General features: G+C 62.0%; 19 protein-coding genes. 4 read left to right on the top strand and 15 right to left on the bottom strand.

Annotated features, from left to right (window positions below):
• The 3 genes from VNZ93_RS09395 to VNZ93_RS09405 form a co-directional block, all read right to left on the bottom strand.
• A partial coding sequence (locus VNZ93_RS09395; protein WP_325703396.1) for a cupin occupies positions 1-296 on the bottom strand: 296 nt, incomplete at its 3' end.
• Positions 293-1,015 carry a GntR family transcriptional regulator gene (locus VNZ93_RS09400; protein WP_325703399.1) on the bottom strand — a complete coding sequence of 241 codons (723 nt, stop codon included), beginning with the start codon at positions 1,013-1,015 and terminating at the stop codon, positions 293-295. The genes VNZ93_RS09395 and VNZ93_RS09400, both read right to left, overlap by 4 nt.
• Positions 1,016-1,026: 11 nt before the next feature.
• Complete coding sequence (locus VNZ93_RS09405; protein WP_325703402.1) at positions 1,027-1,704, bottom strand: DUF2848 domain-containing protein; 678 nt, start codon at positions 1,702-1,704, stop codon at positions 1,027-1,029.
• 159 nt (positions 1,705-1,863) lie between these two features.
• Here VNZ93_RS09405 and VNZ93_RS09410 point away from each other — a divergent pair, with 159 nt between their 5' ends.
• The gene (locus tag VNZ93_RS09410) at positions 1,864-3,246 is read left to right on the top strand and encodes an amidase (RefSeq protein ID WP_325703405.1); all 1,383 of its coding nucleotides are present in this window, start codon (positions 1,864-1,866) and stop codon (positions 3,244-3,246) included.
• Positions 3,247-3,598: 352 nt separating this feature from the next.
• Here VNZ93_RS09410 and VNZ93_RS09415 read toward each other — a convergent pair whose 3' ends face one another.
• Positions 3,599-3,799: a cold-shock protein gene (locus VNZ93_RS09415; RefSeq protein ID WP_325703447.1), complete on the bottom strand. Its 201-nt coding sequence runs from the start codon at positions 3,797-3,799 to the stop codon at positions 3,599-3,601.
• 37 nt (positions 3,800-3,836) lie between these two features.
• Positions 3,837-4,133 (bottom strand): HU family DNA-binding protein, encoded by a 297-nt coding sequence (locus tag VNZ93_RS09420; protein WP_325703408.1) that lies wholly within the window; start codon positions 4,131-4,133, stop codon positions 3,837-3,839.
• A gap of 422 nt (positions 4,134-4,555) precedes the next feature.
• Between VNZ93_RS09420 and ilvD the strand changes: the two genes are divergently transcribed.
• Positions 4,556-6,394 carry a dihydroxy-acid dehydratase gene (ilvD, locus tag VNZ93_RS09425; protein WP_325703411.1) on the top strand — a complete coding sequence of 613 codons (1,839 nt, stop codon included), beginning with the start codon at positions 4,556-4,558 and terminating at the stop codon, positions 6,392-6,394.
• Between the two features lie 34 nt (positions 6,395-6,428).
• On the opposite strand, the gene VNZ93_RS09430 is transcribed toward ilvD, so the two are convergent.
• The 9 genes from VNZ93_RS09430 to VNZ93_RS09470 all read right to left on the bottom strand — a co-directional run bounded on the left by VNZ93_RS09430 (position 6,429) and on the right by VNZ93_RS09470 (position 16,917).
• The gene (locus VNZ93_RS09430) at positions 6,429-7,121 is read right to left on the bottom strand and encodes a YoaK family protein (protein ID WP_325703414.1); all 693 of its coding nucleotides are present in this window, start codon (positions 7,119-7,121) and stop codon (positions 6,429-6,431) included.
• A gap of 56 nt (positions 7,122-7,177) precedes the next feature.
• Positions 7,178-8,398 carry a cupin domain-containing protein gene (locus VNZ93_RS09435; RefSeq protein ID WP_325703417.1) on the bottom strand — a complete coding sequence of 407 codons (1,221 nt, stop codon included), beginning with the start codon at positions 8,396-8,398 and terminating at the stop codon, positions 7,178-7,180.
• An 85-nt stretch (positions 8,399-8,483) separates the two neighbouring features.
• Positions 8,484-9,281, bottom strand: coding sequence for an alpha/beta hydrolase (locus tag VNZ93_RS09440; protein WP_325703420.1), 798 nt, complete (start codon positions 9,279-9,281; stop codon positions 8,484-8,486).
• A 449-nt stretch (positions 9,282-9,730) separates the two neighbouring features.
• A complete protein-coding gene (locus VNZ93_RS09445; protein ID WP_325703423.1) occupies positions 9,731-10,753 on the bottom strand; it encodes an AraC family transcriptional regulator in 1,023 nt (340 codons plus the stop codon).
• 220 nt (positions 10,754-10,973) lie between these two features.
• Positions 10,974-11,348 (bottom strand): response regulator transcription factor, encoded by a 375-nt coding sequence (locus VNZ93_RS09450; protein ID WP_325703426.1) that lies wholly within the window; start codon positions 11,346-11,348, stop codon positions 10,974-10,976.
• Positions 11,349-11,482: 134 nt separating this feature from the next.
• Positions 11,483-12,133: a response regulator transcription factor gene (locus tag VNZ93_RS09455; protein WP_414710033.1), complete on the bottom strand. Its 651-nt coding sequence runs from the start codon at positions 12,131-12,133 to the stop codon at positions 11,483-11,485.
• A gap of 391 nt (positions 12,134-12,524) precedes the next feature.
• Positions 12,525-13,952 (bottom strand): sensor histidine kinase, encoded by a 1,428-nt coding sequence (locus tag VNZ93_RS09460; protein ID WP_325703432.1) that lies wholly within the window; start codon positions 13,950-13,952, stop codon positions 12,525-12,527.
• 158 nt (positions 13,953-14,110) lie between these two features.
• The gene (locus VNZ93_RS09465) at positions 14,111-15,694 is read right to left on the bottom strand and encodes a DHA2 family efflux MFS transporter permease subunit (protein WP_325703435.1); all 1,584 of its coding nucleotides are present in this window, start codon (positions 15,692-15,694) and stop codon (positions 14,111-14,113) included.
• On the bottom strand, positions 15,691-16,917 hold the full coding sequence (locus VNZ93_RS09470) for an HlyD family secretion protein (RefSeq protein WP_414710034.1): 1,227 nt from the start codon (positions 16,915-16,917) through the stop codon (positions 15,691-15,693). Before VNZ93_RS09470 ends, VNZ93_RS09465 begins: the two co-directional genes overlap by 4 nt.
• A 329-nt stretch (positions 16,918-17,246) precedes the next feature.
• Between VNZ93_RS09470 and VNZ93_RS09475 the strand changes: the two genes are divergently transcribed.
• Positions 17,247-17,429 carry a hypothetical protein gene (locus VNZ93_RS09475; protein WP_325703438.1) on the top strand — a complete coding sequence of 61 codons (183 nt, stop codon included), beginning with the start codon at positions 17,247-17,249 and terminating at the stop codon, positions 17,427-17,429.
• Between the two features lie 118 nt (positions 17,430-17,547).
• Here VNZ93_RS09475 and VNZ93_RS09480 read toward each other — a convergent pair whose 3' ends face one another.
• Positions 17,548-17,721 (bottom strand): hypothetical protein, encoded by a 174-nt coding sequence (locus VNZ93_RS09480; RefSeq protein WP_325703441.1) that lies wholly within the window; start codon positions 17,719-17,721, stop codon positions 17,548-17,550.
• 374 nt (positions 17,722-18,095) lie between these two features.
• Here VNZ93_RS09480 and VNZ93_RS09485 point away from each other — a divergent pair.
• Positions 18,096-18,298, top strand: a 203-nt coding sequence (locus tag VNZ93_RS09485) for a sigma factor (protein ID WP_325703444.1), incomplete at its 3' end; no start/stop codon positions are given.

Raw genomic sequence — 18,298 nt, forward strand, 5'->3', positions numbered from 1 at the left:
GGGCGGCAGGCATAGGTCGGCGCCACAAAGCGCTCGCCGCCGTTGCCGTTGGCGTCGTTGCCGACGATCAGGTCACCCGACATCAGGTAGACTTCTTCCCAATGGTCGTGAACGAACGGCGCGGTGGTGTATTCGCCGGGAGCGAAGCGAAGCAGCCGCGTGCGGCTTCCGGTCTTGTTCGTTTCGTCGAGATCGCTGGTCAGGATCTTCTGCTGGATCCCCGCCGGATATCCGGGCGGCGAGGCCCAGCCTTCGTTCATATCGAGGGAAAAGAATTCCAAGTGCGGCTTTGTCATGTGTGTCCCCGCTCGAGATAGCGCGTGACGTTGCGACGGAAGGAATCGATATGCTCGATCATCGCCCGCGCGGCGGCATCAGGATCGTGCGCCCTGATCGCCTCGAAGATCGCGCGATGCTCTTTCTGGACTTCGCGATGATGATCGTGCGCGGTAAGAGAAATGAACCAGAAGCGCAGCGAGCGATCGTGCAGATTCTGCAGAATGCCCGAGATCACCGCATTTTTTGCGGCGCGCGCCAATGCGATGTGGAACTCGCGATCGAGCAGCATCATCTGCTCGATATTGCGTACCTCTGTCCATGCGTCGGCTCGATTCAGGATGTCTCCTAGCACGGAGATGTCGATGTGGTCCGCGCGCTCGGCGGCGATACGCGCGCAATAAGGCTCGTTGATGCGGCGCGCGTCGATGATCTGCGCAACCTCGTCGAGGCTGACGGGCTTCACGATCACACCCTTGCGCGGAATGACCTCAAGGAGGCCATCCTGGGTCAGCCGGTCTATCGCCTGATGCACAGGCGTACGGCCGATGCCGATCGTCGCCGAGACGAAGGCTTCGTTGAGGTAATCGCCCGGCTTGAACACGCAGGTAATGATGCGATGCTTGATCGCGTCATAAGCCACATCGCGCAGCGAAGGAGACGTCGGGGGCACAACAGTCAGAGGCGCAGGCGTCCAGGGAGACTGCTGAGCCTGCTTGATGTTGCGCTTCTGCTTCATGGTGTGCGCCGTCAGTTGACGATCGGCAGAACGTTGATGTCGTAGCTGCAGCGGATCGAGCGCTGCAGAACCGGGTCGATCAACTCGCACTCGAAACGATCGGCCGGACGAATGCCACCGATGGCGGCCAGTGTCCCGCAGAACATCACCGTGCCCTCCGGAAGGGCGCCGCCGTCATTGTAAAGCGAGAGCAGAGTCGCCGGTGACAGCATCCTGGCCACCGGGCCGTCCTGATACAGCTCGCGCTTGCCGCCGATCGTGGCATACGAACGCAACTGAAGCTGATCCCAGTGCGAGGCAACGGCGTCGTAGCGCCAGAACTCCGTGCCGATCGGCTTGTCGCAGATCTGCTTCGAAGCCGCGACGCCGTATGTTTCCAGCTTACGGTCGGTGTGATCGGAACCGATGCCGACCCAGAGCACGCCCTTGTGCTGGAGCAGGACAAACTCGGCTTCGCCGCTCGTGTCGCCGCCCAGAACCTCGATGGCGCCGGCGCAGGTCACGCGCGAAAGGCTGCCCAGATAGAAGATCGGCGTGCGCGAGGGCGGCGGAACGCCGAGCGCCTTCAACTCCTCGATGTGGTGCGCGACCGCGGCAGCGTCACGGCCGGTCCAGCCGGCGACCACCAATCTGGACGGCGCGGCCCTCTCGTTTCGAGGGGCAGTGTCGTGGAACGTCAGGTCGAGCATGGAGCCTCTGAAATTTCACTGAAATATCGTCTACGGTAATAATGCCCAACATTCAACAAAAAATCGCTGAGACTGCGACAATTTGTGAAATTTCACTAGAATAACTGTTGGATAACCGGCATGACAGCCGGGCCTGATGCGATTGAAGTGGAGAAACCCATGAGCAAGGCCAGAACCGGCGCCCCCGGTCTCGAGCGAAGCGCGACGGTTCGCGGCGCGCTCGAACGCTTCGCAAGCGGGACGGACCGCGAAACCATGGTTCGGGGCCAGCTTGAAAGGATCGCCGACCCCTCAGGCGAAGGACGCCGCGCCTTCCTGAAGGTCTACGAGGACGCGGCCGATGTCGCCGCACGCTACGACCGGGATGCCAAGAGCGGGCAATCCATTCCGCGCTACGCCGGCGTGACAATCAGCATCAAGGATCTGTTCGATGTCGCCGGCGACGTGACGACATCCGGCTCGACACTGCTGAAGGATGCCGCGCCGGCCGCGCGCGATGCCGAGGTCGTGGCACGCCTGAAATCTGCCGGCTTCGTCCCGGTCGGCCGCACCAACATGACCGAATTCGCATTCTCCGGCCTCGGCATCAATCCGCATTACGGCACCCCTCTCAACCCTTACGACCGCGCGAACCGGCGCATACCGGGAGGCTCCTCATCCGGAGCGGCTGTGTCCGTCAGCGACGGGATGGCAACAGTTGCGCTTGGCACCGACACAGGCGGTTCGTGCCGCATACCGGCCGCCCTTTGCGGCCTGGTCGGCTTCAAGCCGACCGCTTCGCGCGTCCCCTCCTCCGGTACGATGCCGCTGTCGACCTCGCTCGATTCAATCGGCAGCATCGGGCATTCGGTTGCGTGCTGCGCCGCTGTCGATGAGGTCATCAGCGGAGAGTGCTTCGCGCCATCACACGTGGATCTGTCCTCGCTGACCTTCGCCGTTCCGTCGTCCTATGTCTTCGACGGGATCGATCAGCCGACCGCTGCAGCCTTCGATCGCGCGCTCAGCCGGCTCTCGTCCGCGGGGGCCAATATCATCGTGGCTGACATGCCTGAGTTTCATGATATCCCGACGATCAACGCCAAGGGCGGCCTCGCCGCCCGCGAGGCGTATCTCTATCACCGCCGCTGGCTTGAAGAGCGAGGCGACGAATACGACCCGCGTGTGCTCGTGCGGATCCTCAAGGGTGAAACACAGTCGGATACGGATTATCGCGACGTCCAGCAGGCCCGCCGCGACCTGATCGAAAGGGCTCGGGCGAACAGCGGGCGTTACGATGCCGTTGTTATGCCTACCGTCCCCACCATTGCGCCGACCCTCGATGAACTCGCGGAGGACGACCCCTATGGACGGATCAATCTCCTGATGCTGCGTAATCCAACGATCGCCAACATGCTCGATCGCTGCGCAATTTCGCTGCCCTGCCATGAGCCCGGCGAGGCACCGGTCGGGTTCATGCTGATGGGGCCGACGTCAGGAGACCATCGCCTGCTGGCGGTTGCCGCGCGGATTGAAGGCTGTCTGGCCAGCGCGCAGCCGGGCTGAGATTACCGCCACATCAGCGTCGTGCTGATGTCGCCGGGCATCCCGTCCGGCTATCGGCAATCCGGAACTTGATCTGATAACCGCGCGACCCCAGGTGCTCCTTCCAGAACGCGTGGAGCTCTTTCGGCAGGCCGACCAGCGTTTTGACAAACGCAGCTTCCCGCGGGAAACCGGCCGCGCTGGCTCGAATTCCGCTGTCGCATAAAGGCTGCCGACGCAAGGTCAGATCGACACGGTCACTGACCTTACGTTCTTGAAAAGACTCGCATTTGTTCCGAATAGGAAAGCGCCGCTTCGGAATTCTCGAGCGAGACAGGGTGTTAATCGGCGCCTGACACGCGCCGATTAAGCATCAGACCTTGAGATTTTCCGCGGATTCTTTGCCGCGGTTCGCAACGATCTCGTACTGGATCTTCTGGCCTTCATTCAGGCCCCGGAGGCCGATCTTTTCCACGGCCGAGATGTGGACGAACACGTCCTTGCCGCCGCCATCCGGCTGAATGAATCCGTAACCCTTCGTGCTGTTGAACCACTTCACCGTGCCGCTAGCCACATAGGCCTCCTTGGTTGGACGCGGCACTATAGCACATTCAGACGGCGTCTTTCGCCACCTTGAGCGGCGAGGCCTTCACGGTCTTGCTGGCGGGCTTGGCCTTGAATTCCATCGGCTCCTTCGTGAACGGATTGACGCCCATGCGCGCCTCGGTCGCGGGCTTGTTCACGACGGAAAACTTCGCAAAGCCCGGGATTGTGAACTCCCCTGCCTCCCGCAGTTCCTTGTAACCAACCTCGGTCAGGTGCTCGAGAACCGACTTGACGTCGTTTTTTGCCACCTGGCTGGCTTCCGCAATCGCTTCAATCAACTGGGTCTTGGACATCTTGGCCATGGAGGCTCCTTTTCTGTGGGGAAAGCCGTCTACTCGCTGCTCCGGGGCCTGTCCAGCGCCGGCGGAACCCAATCAGGCCATCGGCGAGCATATGCGGGCATATAATGTGCCGCTGGGCAGCCAAGCCTACATGTTCTGGGCGTAGCCCGCTTTTGCTCGAAATCGTGAGGAATCCCCGACCAGACTGAGGCGGTCCGCAGGGCATCGCTCCGCCACAACGCCACGCTCATCGCGGTCGACGAAATGCACCGAGACCGGGGCCCGTGTCATCTTCGCTGCAAGCGTCTCGACGGCAGTCGGCAAAATCCGTCCTAAAAGCGATACCTGCCGGCAGGTATTGGGTGCCCTTCCCCGCTTGACTATCCGCGAAGAGGCTCGCGTTATGCACCCGGATCTTGCGCGCCCAACGATTGGATTTGCTGATGCCTCCCTACCGCTCCCGAACCTCAACCCACGGTCGCAACATGGCTGGCGCTCGCGGCTTGTGGCGTGCCACCGGGATGACCGATGCCGATTTCGGAAAGCCCATCATTGCCATTGCAAACTCGTTCACCCAGTTCGTTCCGGGCCATGTGCACCTTCACGGCCTCGGCCAGATGGTCGCCAAGGAGATCGAGGCGGCGGGCGGCGTCGCCAAGGAGTTCAACACGATTGCGGTCGACGACGGCATCGCAATGGGACATGACGGCATGCTTTACAGCCTGCCGTCGCGGGAATTGATCGCCGACAGCGTGGAATTCATGGTCAATGCGCACTGCGCTGACGCGCTGGTGTGTATTTCCAACTGCGACAAGATCACTCCGGGCATGCTGATGGCGGCGCTCCGCCTCAACATCCCGACCATCTTCGTCTCGGGTGGCCCGATGGAGGCCGGGAAGGTCCAGTGGAAAGGGAGCACCCGCTCCGTTGACCTGATCGACGCCATGGTCGTGGCCGCCGATCCCAAGGTCAGCAACGAAGAAGTCGAAGCGGTGGAGCGCTCCGCCTGCCCGACATGCGGTTCCTGCTCGGGCATGTTCACGGCGAACTCGATGAACTGTCTTACGGAGGCGCTCGGACTGGCCCTCCCCGGCAACGGATCGGTTCTGGCAACGCACGCTGACCGCAAGCGGCTCTTCGTGGAAGCCGGCCATCTCATTGTCGATCTTGCAAGGCGGCACTACGAGCAGGATGACGCGTCCGTGCTGCCCCGTTCGATCGCCAATTTCCGCGCGTTCGAAAACGCCATGACCGTCGACATCGCCATGGGCGGCTCGACCAACACGGTCCTGCATCTGATCGCGGCTGCGCATGAGGGAGAGATCCCCTTCAGCATGCGCGACATCGACCGTCTGTCGCGCCGCGTTCCGGTCCTTTGCAAGGTCGCTCCCTCGGTTGCGAACGTCCATATGGAGGATGTCCACCGGGCCGGCGGGATCATGTCCATCCTCGGCGAGCTGGATCGTGCGGGCCTCATCGATACGTCGGTCGGAACGGTGCACAGCCGAACACTCGGCGAAGCCCTCGATCATTGGGACCTGAAGCGCACGAAGAGCGACGCTGTGCGCTCCTTCTATCGTGCTGCCCCCGGAGGGATTCCCACGATCACGCCGTTCAGCCAGGAGCGGCGCTATGACGATGTCGACCTCGACCGAAAATCCGGCGTGATCCGGGAAAAGGATCACGCGTTCAGCTCGGATGGCGGACTTGCGGTGCTTTACGGAAATATCGCGCTGGATGGCTGCATCGTGAAGACGGCCGGTGTCGATGCCTCACTCCAGACTTTCTCCGGGCGTGCTCGCATTTTCGAGAGCCAGGACGAAGCCGTGGACGGCATCCTCAAAGGCAAGATCAAGCCGGGCGATATCGTTCTGGTCCGGTACGAAGGACCGCGCGGCGGACCGGGGATGCAGGAAATGCTGTACCCTACCAGCTATCTCAAATCGATGGGTCTCGGGAAAGTCTGCGCGCTGATCACGGATGGCCGCTTCTCGGGCGGATCGTCGGGATTGTCGATTGGCCACGTTTCTCCGGAAGCTGCCAGCGGCGGCGCGATCGGTCTTGTCGAAGAAGGCGATGAAATCGACATCGATATTCCGCGCCGCTCCATCGTGCTGCGGGTCGACGACGCCACATTGCAGCAACGCCGGGCGGCCATGGAAGCGCGTGGGCCTGATGCATGGCACCCCAAGGCACGCAAGCGCCGCGTTTCCACCGCGCTGCGGGCCTACGCTGCCTTCGCATCCAGCGCCGCGGAGGGAGCTGTCCGGAAACTACCGTAACGCTGTGAGCGGTCTCCTGGGGTGACGTCGATACTCAGAGAAGCCTCACGACAAAAAGCAGAGTTGCAAGCGCCAACAGCACAACGACGATTATCAGCGCCGGCAGCAATCCGACACTCGCGAGAGCAAAGCTGCCGGCGACCGCACCGAACACGAAAGCCAGCCAAGACGCGGCAAGGACAAGGGTGCGTCGAACGCATCCCTTGCCGCCAAGCAATTGCGCGAGCGATTGTCCAAGGCTGGACAGAGCACCGGTGATGAAGCTTCTGCCGACATCCGCTCCCGAAATGAGCTGATGCATCGCGTTCTGCATTCCCATCGCGACTGCAACAATGAACAGGGCCGGCCTTGGACCGCCGGTGGCGGCAAGCGTCAACGCCACCAGGAGGACGAGAAGCTCAGCCAGCAGCACGTCGCGTATTCCGCTGGCCCCGCTTCTCGCCGAAACCATCGGACCCAACGCGGAACCAATGACGAACGCCGCAACCACCGTTACCGCTGAGATTACGTCGCTCCAGGCTCCGTCCGCTATCGACATGCCCAGATGCGTACTGTTTCCGCTCATGAATGAGACGTACAGATGACTGAGCTGGGCGTAACCGACGGCATCGAGATAACCGGCAATTGCCGTTGCACACGCCGCGAAGACCGCAGGCGAACGCGGCAATCGTACAGGCGATGCAGCGGGTTGAGCCAGACTTGCCGAAGGTGCGACCGCGGTTGCCACGACCATCTCCATTGATCGGGAGGCCGCGGACCCGCGACCTCCCGCACAGGCAGCTTTCAAACCGGGACAATTCCACGCGTGCTGTTCGCGAGTTTCGCGACATCCTCACTCGTGAGATTCAAATGCTGCATGAGCAGTTCGGGCGGCAGATGACCGAACCAGTTGGATAGCGAGACTTCTTCGTATTGGTTGGCGCGGAACACCTCCACATACTGCATGACGTCGTCGCCGGTGTTCTCGACATAATGGCCGAGATTTTTCCGCACGACTCCGACGTCGCCCGCGCGGAAGTCATTGGTCGTGGCCTTCGGACCGGTGTTGAAAACCGTCATCCGGGCCTTTCCGCGCAGGTAGTACTGCCACTCGTCGGCATTCGGGTGCCAGTGAAGCTCGCGCATCCCACCGGGCTCGACGGTGACGAGGGCCGCCGCCATCGTTCTTGAAATCTTGAAATTGGTGCTGTCGGCAAGCTGAATGCGGCCGCCGCTGTTTTCCTTCACCGGTTTGGACCGTGACAGCCGGAACACCACAGGTTCGGGTCCGGGCTGAACACGCGCCGCTATCCGGTCGGCCGCAAGATCGCCCGGCTCTTTGCCCTGGAAGATCCAGAGATTGTTGAGGGGAATGTTGCTGAAGACCTCTTTCGGCACGCCAAAATTCTTGGCCAGAATGTCAGGTGGCGTATGCGCGATCCAGTCTGTTACGAGCAGCGTGTTGCTCTCGGACTGTTTGCCATCATCGAACGCCAGGACAAACTCTGCGCCATCGGGACCGAGGCCCTGCAACGAGTGCGGCAGACCGGCCGGGAAAAACCAGAGATCGCCTTCCTCCACATCCTCGACGCTGGGACGCCCCTGCAAGTCGAGCGTGGTGATACGACATTTTCCGCGTGTCATGATCGCCCACTCGGCCGTCTGGTGCCAGTGCAGCTCGCGGATGCCGCCCGGGGCAAGGTGCATGTTGACGCCCGCGATCTCATCCGAAATCTTGAAATCCTCGGACGTCAGCTCACGCGCCCAGCCTCCATTCTGAAAGCGCTTCGGCGAGATATTGAAGGAGGACCAGAAAAACGGCTGCGTGCTGACGTCGGTAGCGGGCGGATCCATCTGCGAGGGGAATTGGCTTTCGATCGCCGGATTGTGCGGCCCATCGCTGCGCAAGCTCTCGGGATTTCCTCTTGTGTTGATCCGACCCTCAGGCGGCAAATCCGGGTTACCGAATGTTGGCGTCGAACGGTTGGGAACGAAATCGGACACATTCGCTTTGGTGGTGGCCATTTGCTTCTCCTGTTCGCATGGCTAAGACGGGCGACGAAGGTGGCTCCGGAGGGGCAGCCGTCGCGCTCCTCCGGAGTTAGCTCAGTCAGTTTTGCGGACGCGCGGTCATGACGCTTTGGGCAGTTCGCGCGGCCTGCGTAATCACTGCCGCGACTTCGCGCGGATGCGACTCGTAGACCGAGTGGCTGGCGCCCGGAATTTCGATCGTCTTGCTCTTGGCGCGGGCATAGTAGAAGCGCTCAAGATCCGGATTGATGATCTGATCGTTGCCCGCAACGATCCCCCAGCTCGGCTTGGTCTTCCAGGCGGCCGCCGTCAGCGGGGTATTAAAGACACCGGTTGCAGCCAGCACCTGCGACCGCGCCGAAAACTCGGCACGCTCGCGCGGCAGATCCGGTGCGAACAGCTTCGGGAATTCGGGCGGGTTCAGATAAGTGAAGCCGTCCGGCGTCACCTTGATCGCGCCGGGCGTCTTGGCGAGCACACTCGGCATCTTCTTGCCGAGCGAGCCCTCGTCTTCGCCGACGTCCGGGGCGTGAGCGGCGACATAGACCAGCCCGACGACGTTCGGATGGACACCGGCTTCGGTGATGATCGAACCGCCATAGCTGTGGCCAACCAGAAGCGTCGGGCCGTCCTGCAGATCGAGAACGCGCTTGGCAGCAGTGACGTCCGCGGCGAACGACGTTTCCGGCTCCTGCACCATGGTGACATTGAAGCCTTCGCGCTTGAGAATGTCGTAGACCGGCTTCCAGCCGGATGCATCGACCCACGCTCCGTGCACCAGCACGATATTCTTGATCTCCTGCGCATTCGCCGAAGTGCCAACAGCAACCAGCGACAGCGCACCAGCGCCGGCCAGCAAAGATTTAAGATAGCCCATGTTCTGACTCCTGCCTTGCAACCGCAACCGCCATTGGCTGCGCGTTGAGAAACGCAGGACATCAAAGCGTCCGGACCGCGTTCGCCTATCTCGGCGATTGGCAATCCATCAATTGCCGTTTGCATTCCGGTCTTGATCGCCTGCTGGAGCGAACTATGAAACCGGCGCTCCGCCGCCTCTATCTGACTTGGGTTCAAACGCGTCCTACGATCGGACGGCGTACTCGTACTTAGGTTTAGGTTGGCGTGCTGGCCGCCTGAATTGAAGCGCCCCCCGGAAAAAGCACCGCCGCCTGACGCAGCATGAGTGAGCAGCGTGCGTGAAAAGCAAAAGCCGGGCGGTGACGCCCGGCTTTTCGCTTGTCCTACCTTCAAAGGGTGGCGGATGGCGGACCGTCGCCATTGCGACACATCGGGCGGCTTCGTGGGCCACCCGATGCGTCCCGTGCCTCACGCCAGGCTCTTACGATAGGCGGAAGGCGTCGTTCCGGTCGTCTTGCGGAACGCCGTGGTGAACGAACTGGTCTCGCTGAAGCCAAGTGCGAGGCCGATCTCGGTCACCGATTGCGCTGCATTCGCGAGCAATTCCTTGGCCCGATCGATGCGACGGCTTGTATGGTAGCGATGGGGCGGCAATCCGAACGATTCCTTGAAGGCCCGGCAGAAATAGTACGGGCTGAGGCGCGCAAGCTCGGCGAGCTTGGCCAGGGGAATCTGCTGGTCGAGATGCTCCTCGATGAAGGACGCGACCGCACGCTGCTGCCAACCCGCAAGCCCGCCGCGCGCCTGCGCCTGCCTCGCAGCACCGCCCTTATCGAGCCGAACCAGTTCATGCACGAGAACGGCGCCCAGCGCTTGGAGATAACTTGCGTCGTCTTCGACCCCGGATTCGATCGCGGAAGCCAGCTTGAATGCTGTCTCGCGCAATGCGGCATTCTCGAAAAACAATTTCGGTGAAAGCGACGTCTTCCCTCCGGCATCCGAATGCGCCGGAACACTCGCGGGATCGATGTAGAGATAGATCACGCGCGGCAGGACCCGCGGATCGTGCCATTCCCGGTACTCATGACCCGCCGGGACGAATGTGAGCTTGTGCCGGATATCACGGAGTGTCGAGCGCGAGAGCCCTTCGACGAAAGTCTCGCCGTCGCTGCGAGCGCCCTGATCGTAGATCACCAGAAGGTGAGACTGGGCGCGAAAGCGGACTTCCAGCCTCTCTCGCCGGACCGCCTGTACGATCTCGGCTCTCATTCCGTTCCAGACGGCCGTGCGGCGCTTGACGAGCTCCGGGGGAGATATCTGGACAGTCGCCTCCGAGCGAGCCTGCCACACGACGCGCGGTGCGAGACGATCCGGACGCGACAGCGTCTCACGCCCAGCCCCTGTCCCGATCCCGGCCGGATATTTCGCGTTCGGCATTGCGAGGCTGGCATATTGCAAAGCGCTCTTCGGGGTCATCGCATTGGTCAGCATGGCTTTCACCTTTCAGATTCGAAGCGGTTGCCCCGGCTCGGGTGTCAACTTCGAATGTGAGGATAAGCAGCCGACTGGAATTGCGATGCTTTACATAGGTTGTCGCAAATTCCTGTCTTGGTACGACAAGCTCATACCGAGGTATGAGGCCGCAGCCCGAAGGGCGAGCGCGCGCTCCCGCTCGTGGAGACGGGCGAGAACGGGACCGATACAGAGGCAGCTAGTGCTGGTTTGGCGCGTCGTTGCCGCGGAGCGCGCGCTCAAGGCATTCGATCAGATCGCAGCTGGCAAACGGCTTGGTGAGGAAGCCGGCCGCCCCCGCCTTCAGCGCGCGGTCCTGGACCGCCTGATCGGGAAACGCGGTGATAAAGACAAAGGGTACACTGCGCCCTTCGGCCGCAAGGCGGCGCTGCAGTTCGATCCCGCTGAGGCCGGGCATGTTCACGTCGCTGATCACGCACGACCACTCGTTCGCGGGCGAAGCCTTCAACAGATCTTCGGCAGAAGCGAACGCCTGAGTCTCAAAGCCCAGCGCCTGAACCAGGTGCCGAGTTGCCACCCGTACGGCCTCATCATCGTCAACAATGGCAATCATCGGAGCCTTCAAAGGCGAGCGCCCGCGCCCATGGTTGGATCGGGCTTCACAGGCGGCACCATCTGCAAGCCAACATGGGCCGTCCGGAGCGAAACCGGAATCATACGTACCGGTTAGATTGCCGGATTCGAGCCTCAGGAACTCTGGCGTACGCCCAGAAGCTCGGCCATCCGCACGAGATCGGCCAATGACTTCGCGCCCATCTTTCGCATCGCCTGACCGCGGTGGATCTTGACGGTAATCTCGGACACGCCGAGTTGCCCGGCGACCTGCTTGTTCATCAGCCCCGCCGTGACGTGCACCATCACTTCGCGCTCCCGCGGGGTCAGTGTCTCAAACCGTGCCTTGACATCCGACGCTGCCATCTCGCTTTCGCGGCGCTTGCGGTCGCGCTCGAGCGCCGCGGTGACCGCATCCAGCATGTCCTGGTCGCGAAACGGCTTGGCCAGGAAATCGACCGCTCCGGCCTTCATCGCCCGGACCGTCATTGGGATATCACCGTGTCCGGTGATGAAAATGACCGGGATGTTGATATTGGCCTTGGCGAGTTCACCCTGAAAATCGAGCCCGCTGACGCCGGGCAGCCGGACATCCAGCACCAGGCAACATGCCGCATCCGGGCGTTCCGCACGCCACAGATCTGCCGCCGTCGGAAAGGAAAGCACCTGCAGCCCGACCGACCGGAAGAGCCCTGCAAGGGCCTCGCGCACCATCTCGTCGTCGTCGACGACAAGAACCGTCGGTTCGTCCTTGCGTCCGGCTTTCTGGGGCATGCGTTGGACCATCAGGCTCGACCTCAGAGCGAGCCGTGCCGGCTGCCGTCGAAGACGTCAGCGATATTCCAGACCGGACCTTGAAGATCGATGAACATGTCCCCCCGCGGCGGTGTCTTGTCAGTCGGATACGGATAATGCTGCAAACGGTACGTTATTCCAACAGGCGGCGTCGCATTCAAAGTTTGATATGCTGTGCGAGAGAAAAAGACGGGCCGGCAGCATGTCTGCGCCGGCCCGCAAATTCACATCCACGAACCCCGAGGGGAGCGGGTTCACGACACACGGCTTCAGGCGGGAGGACGGTCCTGATCGGTGCCGAGGATGCGTGTCCGCGCGTTCTAAGGGCTTCAGGCGTCTGCCGCTTGCTCGATCTTGCTTTTTTTGTGTGGAGCGGCCGCGATCAGGCGGACGCAGCCGCTTCCAGCGCCGGCAGAGTGAATTGAAACGTCGCGCCGGGGCCGTTATTGCGCGACACCCATATCCGCCCGCCATGCGACTCAATGATCGAGCGGCTGATCGACAATCCCATGCCCATGCCTTCGGTCCGCGTCGTGAAGAACGCCTGAAACAGCCGAGCCTCATCCTCCGGTGCGACGCCTACACCGCTGTCTTCGACACTGACCAGCACCTCCTCGTCGTGAGCGGTTGCTCGCACCGTGAGCACGCGAGGACGATCATTGACGCCACTCATCGCCTGAACGCCATTCATCAGCAGGTTCATGATCACCTGCTGCAACTGAACCCGGTCGCCGACCGCCATAAGCGGCGACGCCACATCGCGCCGCAACGACACGCGGTTCACCAGCATCTCGCGCTCGATCAAGGTGACGACCTCGGTAACGACCTCTCCGACGTCGATCGGAGATCTTTCAGAAACTCCACGCCGGGACAGCGCGCGCAGCCGCGCGATCACATCGCTTGCTCTCCGCGCGGCCTGTATGATGCGCGTAACCCCGTCCCGCGTTTCCTGCAGGTCCGGCGGGTTCCGATCGAGCCAGCGCAGGCAGACCTCACCGTTGGTCACGATGGCTGCGAGCGGCTGGTTCACCTCATGTGCGATCGATGCGGCCAGTTCCCCGAGCGTTGTAATCCGCGTGACATGGGCAAGCTGGGCTCGCGCCTGATTCAAGTCCTCCTGTGTCTCGTTGCGCTCGGTCACATCGGTATTTGTTTCGAGCACGGCAGCCGGCTGACCGCGCTCATCGCGCTGCAACGCCCAACGGCTCGCGACGGTGACCTGTCTGCCGTCTCGCGTCGTGTGAATGATGTCGCCTTCCCAACGGCCGCTTGCGAGCAATTGCGCTTCGATAGCATCACGGGATCCGGAGAAAACCGTGTGCAGCAGATCGTGCGACGACCGCCCGAGTGTCTCGCTTTCCCGCCAGCCGTAAAGCTCCTCGGCACCGCGATTCCAGTAAGCGATCTTACCGGACATATCGCGGACCATGAGGGCGTCATGGGTGAGATCGAGGAGTTCCGCCTGTTCGCGAAGCCTCATGGTCGTTGACTGGTTCGCCAGCGCAAGAAACGTCGTAATGGTGATCGCCGAGAGGCTGACGAGACAGCGCAGGAGCGCAGTATCCGGCTCCAATCCGTGCGAGATCAACAGGGAGGCAACAGTCAGGAACAGGCACGTCCCAGACACCAGCAGCACGCCGCGGCGCTCGAACACATTCGCCGCCAACAACACGACCGCGACGTACAGAACGGCGATCGCGATATCGAGCGGCGTGAATGTATCGACGATAAAGATCGCGAGTGCGGACAGCACCATCGCGATTGGAATCCAGCGCGATAACTTGCGCTTCACGGGCACCGGACCAGTCATGGCTTTTCCCCTCGGACGGAGACCCGGCGGCAACCCGCGCATGCAGGATCAATCTCCCTGACGCTGTATAACCACGGTCCGGCCGAACCAGCAACGGGACCGCCGCATCGGGATAGAACCTCGACGAAATCGGCCCGGCACCGACCGCCTGGTCCGAGCTATTCGGCCGCCACCGCACCGCCGAGTTTGATGTTGCTCAGAATCAGAGCCAGCGGCACCGCGGCGAGTGCCAGCAGCATCAACGTCCAGAACACGTCGATATAGGCCAGGAGCGATGCCTGCTGTTGCACCTGCTCCCCGATCCACTGAATGGCCTGCCCACGGGCCTGAGCCAGCGCACTCCCCTGCGCGACGAAATAGTCGATCATCCGTTGCAGCGTTTCCTGATAGGCCGGACTGGATGGGGTAACGCTTTCAACAAGCCGGTTCTGATGGAATTGCGAGCGGTCCGCCAGCACATTGACGCCGATCGAAATGCCGATCGACCCGCCTACATTGCGCGCGGCATTCATCAGGGCGGACGCCTGGTCGGTCTTGTCGGCTGGCACCCCGGCATAGGATGCGGTGAGCACCGGAATGAGGATCAGCGGCAGACCGGCGCCCACAACAATGCGCGACCAGGCGAAGAATGCGAAGTCGACATCCGCATAAAGCCGCGTCAGACCATACATCCCCGCCGCCACGATCGATGCGCCGATCGCAATCAGATATTTAGGCTGCACGAAGGTCAGCAAGCGACCGACCACGATCACCGTCATCATCGTCACCAGACCGCCCGGCGACAGCACAAGCCCCGCCCAGGTGGCGGTGTAACCGAAATTCTGCTGGACGAGGAGCGGCAGGAACTGCGTGGTCGCAAGCAGAATGGCGCCGGCAAGCAGCATCACGCAGAAGCAAGAGGCAAACTGGCGCTGCGCGAGCAGCCGAAGATCGATGATCGGATTCTTGCGCGTGACAAGCCATGGCACCATGAGCACAAGCGAGGCCACGCATATGGCCGCGGAAACGATGATGAAGCGCGAACCGAACCAGTCGTCCTCCTGACCACGATCCAGGATGACCTCGAGCGACCCCAGAAGCGTCGCGACCAGCAGAAATCCGATGAGGTCGAAGCGAAGATCGGCCTGCTGCTGATGGCTCTGTGCCTCCACGCGCGTTGTGGACGGAAGCACCAGCCAGATCAGCGCCAAGGTCAGTAGGCCGATCGGGCCATTCACCAGGAAGCACCATTCCCATCCGACATTGTCGGCGAGGATGCCGCCGAGCGTCGGACCGATGACCGGCGCCACCACGATCGCGAGACCAAACACCGCAAAGGCCTGGCCCCGCTTTTCCGCCGGAAACGAGTCGGCGAGGATCGATTGCGACAGCGGCACCATGCCGCCGCCGCCAAGACCTTGCAGAATGCGGAACACGAGCAGGGAATTAAGGTCCCAGGCCAGCCCGCACATCACCGAACTGAATGTGAACAGAAGCACGCAGATCAAATAGAATCTCTTGCGGCCAAGTGCCCGCGCGAGGTAGCTGCTCGCCGTCAACGAGACCGCATTGGCGACGAGATATGTCGTGATGACCCACGATGCCTGGTCCGAGCTGACCGCGAGACCGCCCGCAATGTAAGGCAGCGCGACATTTGCAATGGTGGTGTCGAGCACCTCCATGAAGGCCGCCATCGCGACCACGACGGCGACCACCCACGGGTTGACGGCCCGTCCTGCCGAAAGGGATCCGGCGGCGTTCATCGGAGTCTCAGCAAACGCTCGTAGAGTGATGGGGAGGCATCGACGCGGATGGTCGGAACCACCGACATGCCGGGGCCGATCGCGACGTCTTCCGGCGGATTGTCCATGGCGATCTTGACCGGCACGCGCTGGACGATCTTCACGTAATTGCCGGTCGCGTTCTGTGCCGGGAGCAGCGAAAAGGCCGTGCCGGATCCGGACTGCACGGAATCAACGTGGCCAGCCACGTGGCGCGCTGGATACGCATCGATATGCATGGTCGTGGGCTGACCGGGGCGAATATGCGCGAGCTGCGTTTCCTTGTAGTTCGCGGTCACCCACACCTGGTCCGGAACGAAGGCGCTGAAGCTGACGCCGGGCTGCGCATACTGGCCGACCGCCGCCGTCAGATTGACGACGCGCCCGGCCTGCGCGGCCGTGATCGTCGTGTAGGACAGATTGAGTTGCGCCTGATCGCGTTGTGCCTTGGCCTGTTCCAGGTTCGCTTCGGCAACGCGGCGTTGAGTCTTCAACGTTTCGATCTGGCGCTGCGCGACCATCAGAGCGGCTTGCGCATTTCTCAGCGCGGCCTGCGCCTGCTGCAATTGTGACGCGGTCTGCTGCGCCATCTGGAGCGTACCAACCTGACTCGCGGCGAGATCTCCGTAACGCGCAGCCTGCTGCTCCGCGAAGGTCAACGCCGCCTGCGCCTGCTCGACCTGCGCTTCGCTTGCGCTGACCTGCGCCTGCTGGACCACAATCTGCGCATCGACATTCGCGATTGTAGCGGTCGCGTTCGTGACTTGCGCCCCGGCCTGCTCGAGCGCGACGCGGAAATCCCGATCATCGATCCGTGCGATGACATCGCCAGCGGCCACGTGCTGATTGTCGGTCACCGGCACGTCCGTGACGTAGCCGGCAACCCTTGGCGCAACCAGAAACTGACGCGCGGCCACGAAAGCATCGTCGGTCGATTCGAAGTGATTGGCGTAATCCCAGTAGAGATACCCGGCGGCCAGCAGCACGGCTGCCACGAGTGCTCCGCCTCCGAACATCAAGCGGCGCCGACGCTTTGAGCGAGCGGCCGCGCTGCGGGTGATGCGATCCAGATTGATCCGAGCGGACTGGTCCGGATCGCTCTCCGCCGGGGCCCTCGCTTCTGGACGCGGCAGCGTCTTGGTGTCCTTCAGGGACAGAACATTTCCGCCGGTGGACACCTTCGCATGATCCTCGATGCAGCTCATGACGTCACCCCTGCTGGTTCGGAACGCGCTTGACCGGCCGACGACCGCCAACACGCGGATGGGCTTCCGAAGCCATAATTGGGGATCTCGCTGTCGCGTTCTTTCTCGTCCTTGCTGCCGATCATTCAATGTTGCGCGCGAACGGATAGCCGTCGCCGAGCTCTGCGTTGAATCGGATTTTCACCCGGACCTTCGCGGCGCTACCCCGGTTGCAGCAAGACCGGACAATCGACCGCAACGCTCACGAAGCGATCCGCGCATGGCGCGCCCATCTCCGGGTCGTCCGCCGCTCTCACGAGGCGAGCGGACCTGAAACAGGAGAGTGAACAATGACCATCTTGAAAATCGTTCCCTTCGCCGCCGCGTTCGCGCTGCTCGTCGTCGCGAGCCAGGCCAATGCTGCTCCTTACGACCACGCCGCGCAGGCCTATGCAAAGAGCCATGCAGCATCGTACGACAACACCTATCGGGACCCCACGACGCGCGAAGCGCTTGACGAAGGTGCCTGGTAAGGCTTGTCCGGCAGGCACATTGGGCTCACGCCCGATGTTGTGCGCCATCAAGTCAAGTAGCCGCCGGCGGGTACACCCGCCGGCGCTATTTTTTTAACAGATCGCATGCGGAAGAAACCTAATTGATCTGAGCCTGGGCGATCTCGTGCGCTGCCGGGTGTGGCAATGGGTCAAACCCTGGGACCGGCTTGTCAGGCGCAAAGTCGTACTCGAGATATCCGAAGAAGCCCCGGAATGCCTTGGCGTCTTCCTGGAGCGGCACGCTCTCGTCGAGTTGCTGGTCTGGCGCCATCTGTGTCGCATCGCATTTCGCAGTACACACAGTCTCGCAGTGTCCGACGACAGGCACACACACCGTTGATAAGAATAGCAAAATTGCATGGCATGGCCGCATGGCTGGACTCCAGGGATCTAGCGATCAACCGGAAGCGGCTCGACTGCTTTCAGGAGCCGCCGTGCGGCGCTTCGTTGCGACGCACACAGCCTAGACTTGGGCGAATGGCCGAAAATTCCCGGGAATGGCGTCATGCCTGCCCCGACGGAAATGCGGGAATAATTGCCTCGCTTTCAGAGTCTGTTGTTAGATACGCTTTGTTGCCGACGGCTCACTGCCCAGGGGGTACGATGAGCAGGGAGGAGGACAAAGCGAGGTTCGAGGATGTGGTCATGCCGCATCTCACCGACGCTTTCACACTTGCGCGTTGGATCAGCGGCAACCGCACCGACGCGGAAGACATCTTGCAAGAAGCCTGTCTGCGCGCCTACCGTGGTATCAGCGGCTTTGCCGGCGGGAGCCCTCGTGCATGGGTCCTGACGGTCGTTCGTAACACGGCTTATACCTGGTTGATGAAGCACCGGTCGCCGATGCT

Source organism: Pseudorhodoplanes sp. (assembly GCF_035565795.1).
Taxonomy (GTDB): domain Bacteria; phylum Pseudomonadota; class Alphaproteobacteria; order Rhizobiales; family Xanthobacteraceae; genus Pseudorhodoplanes.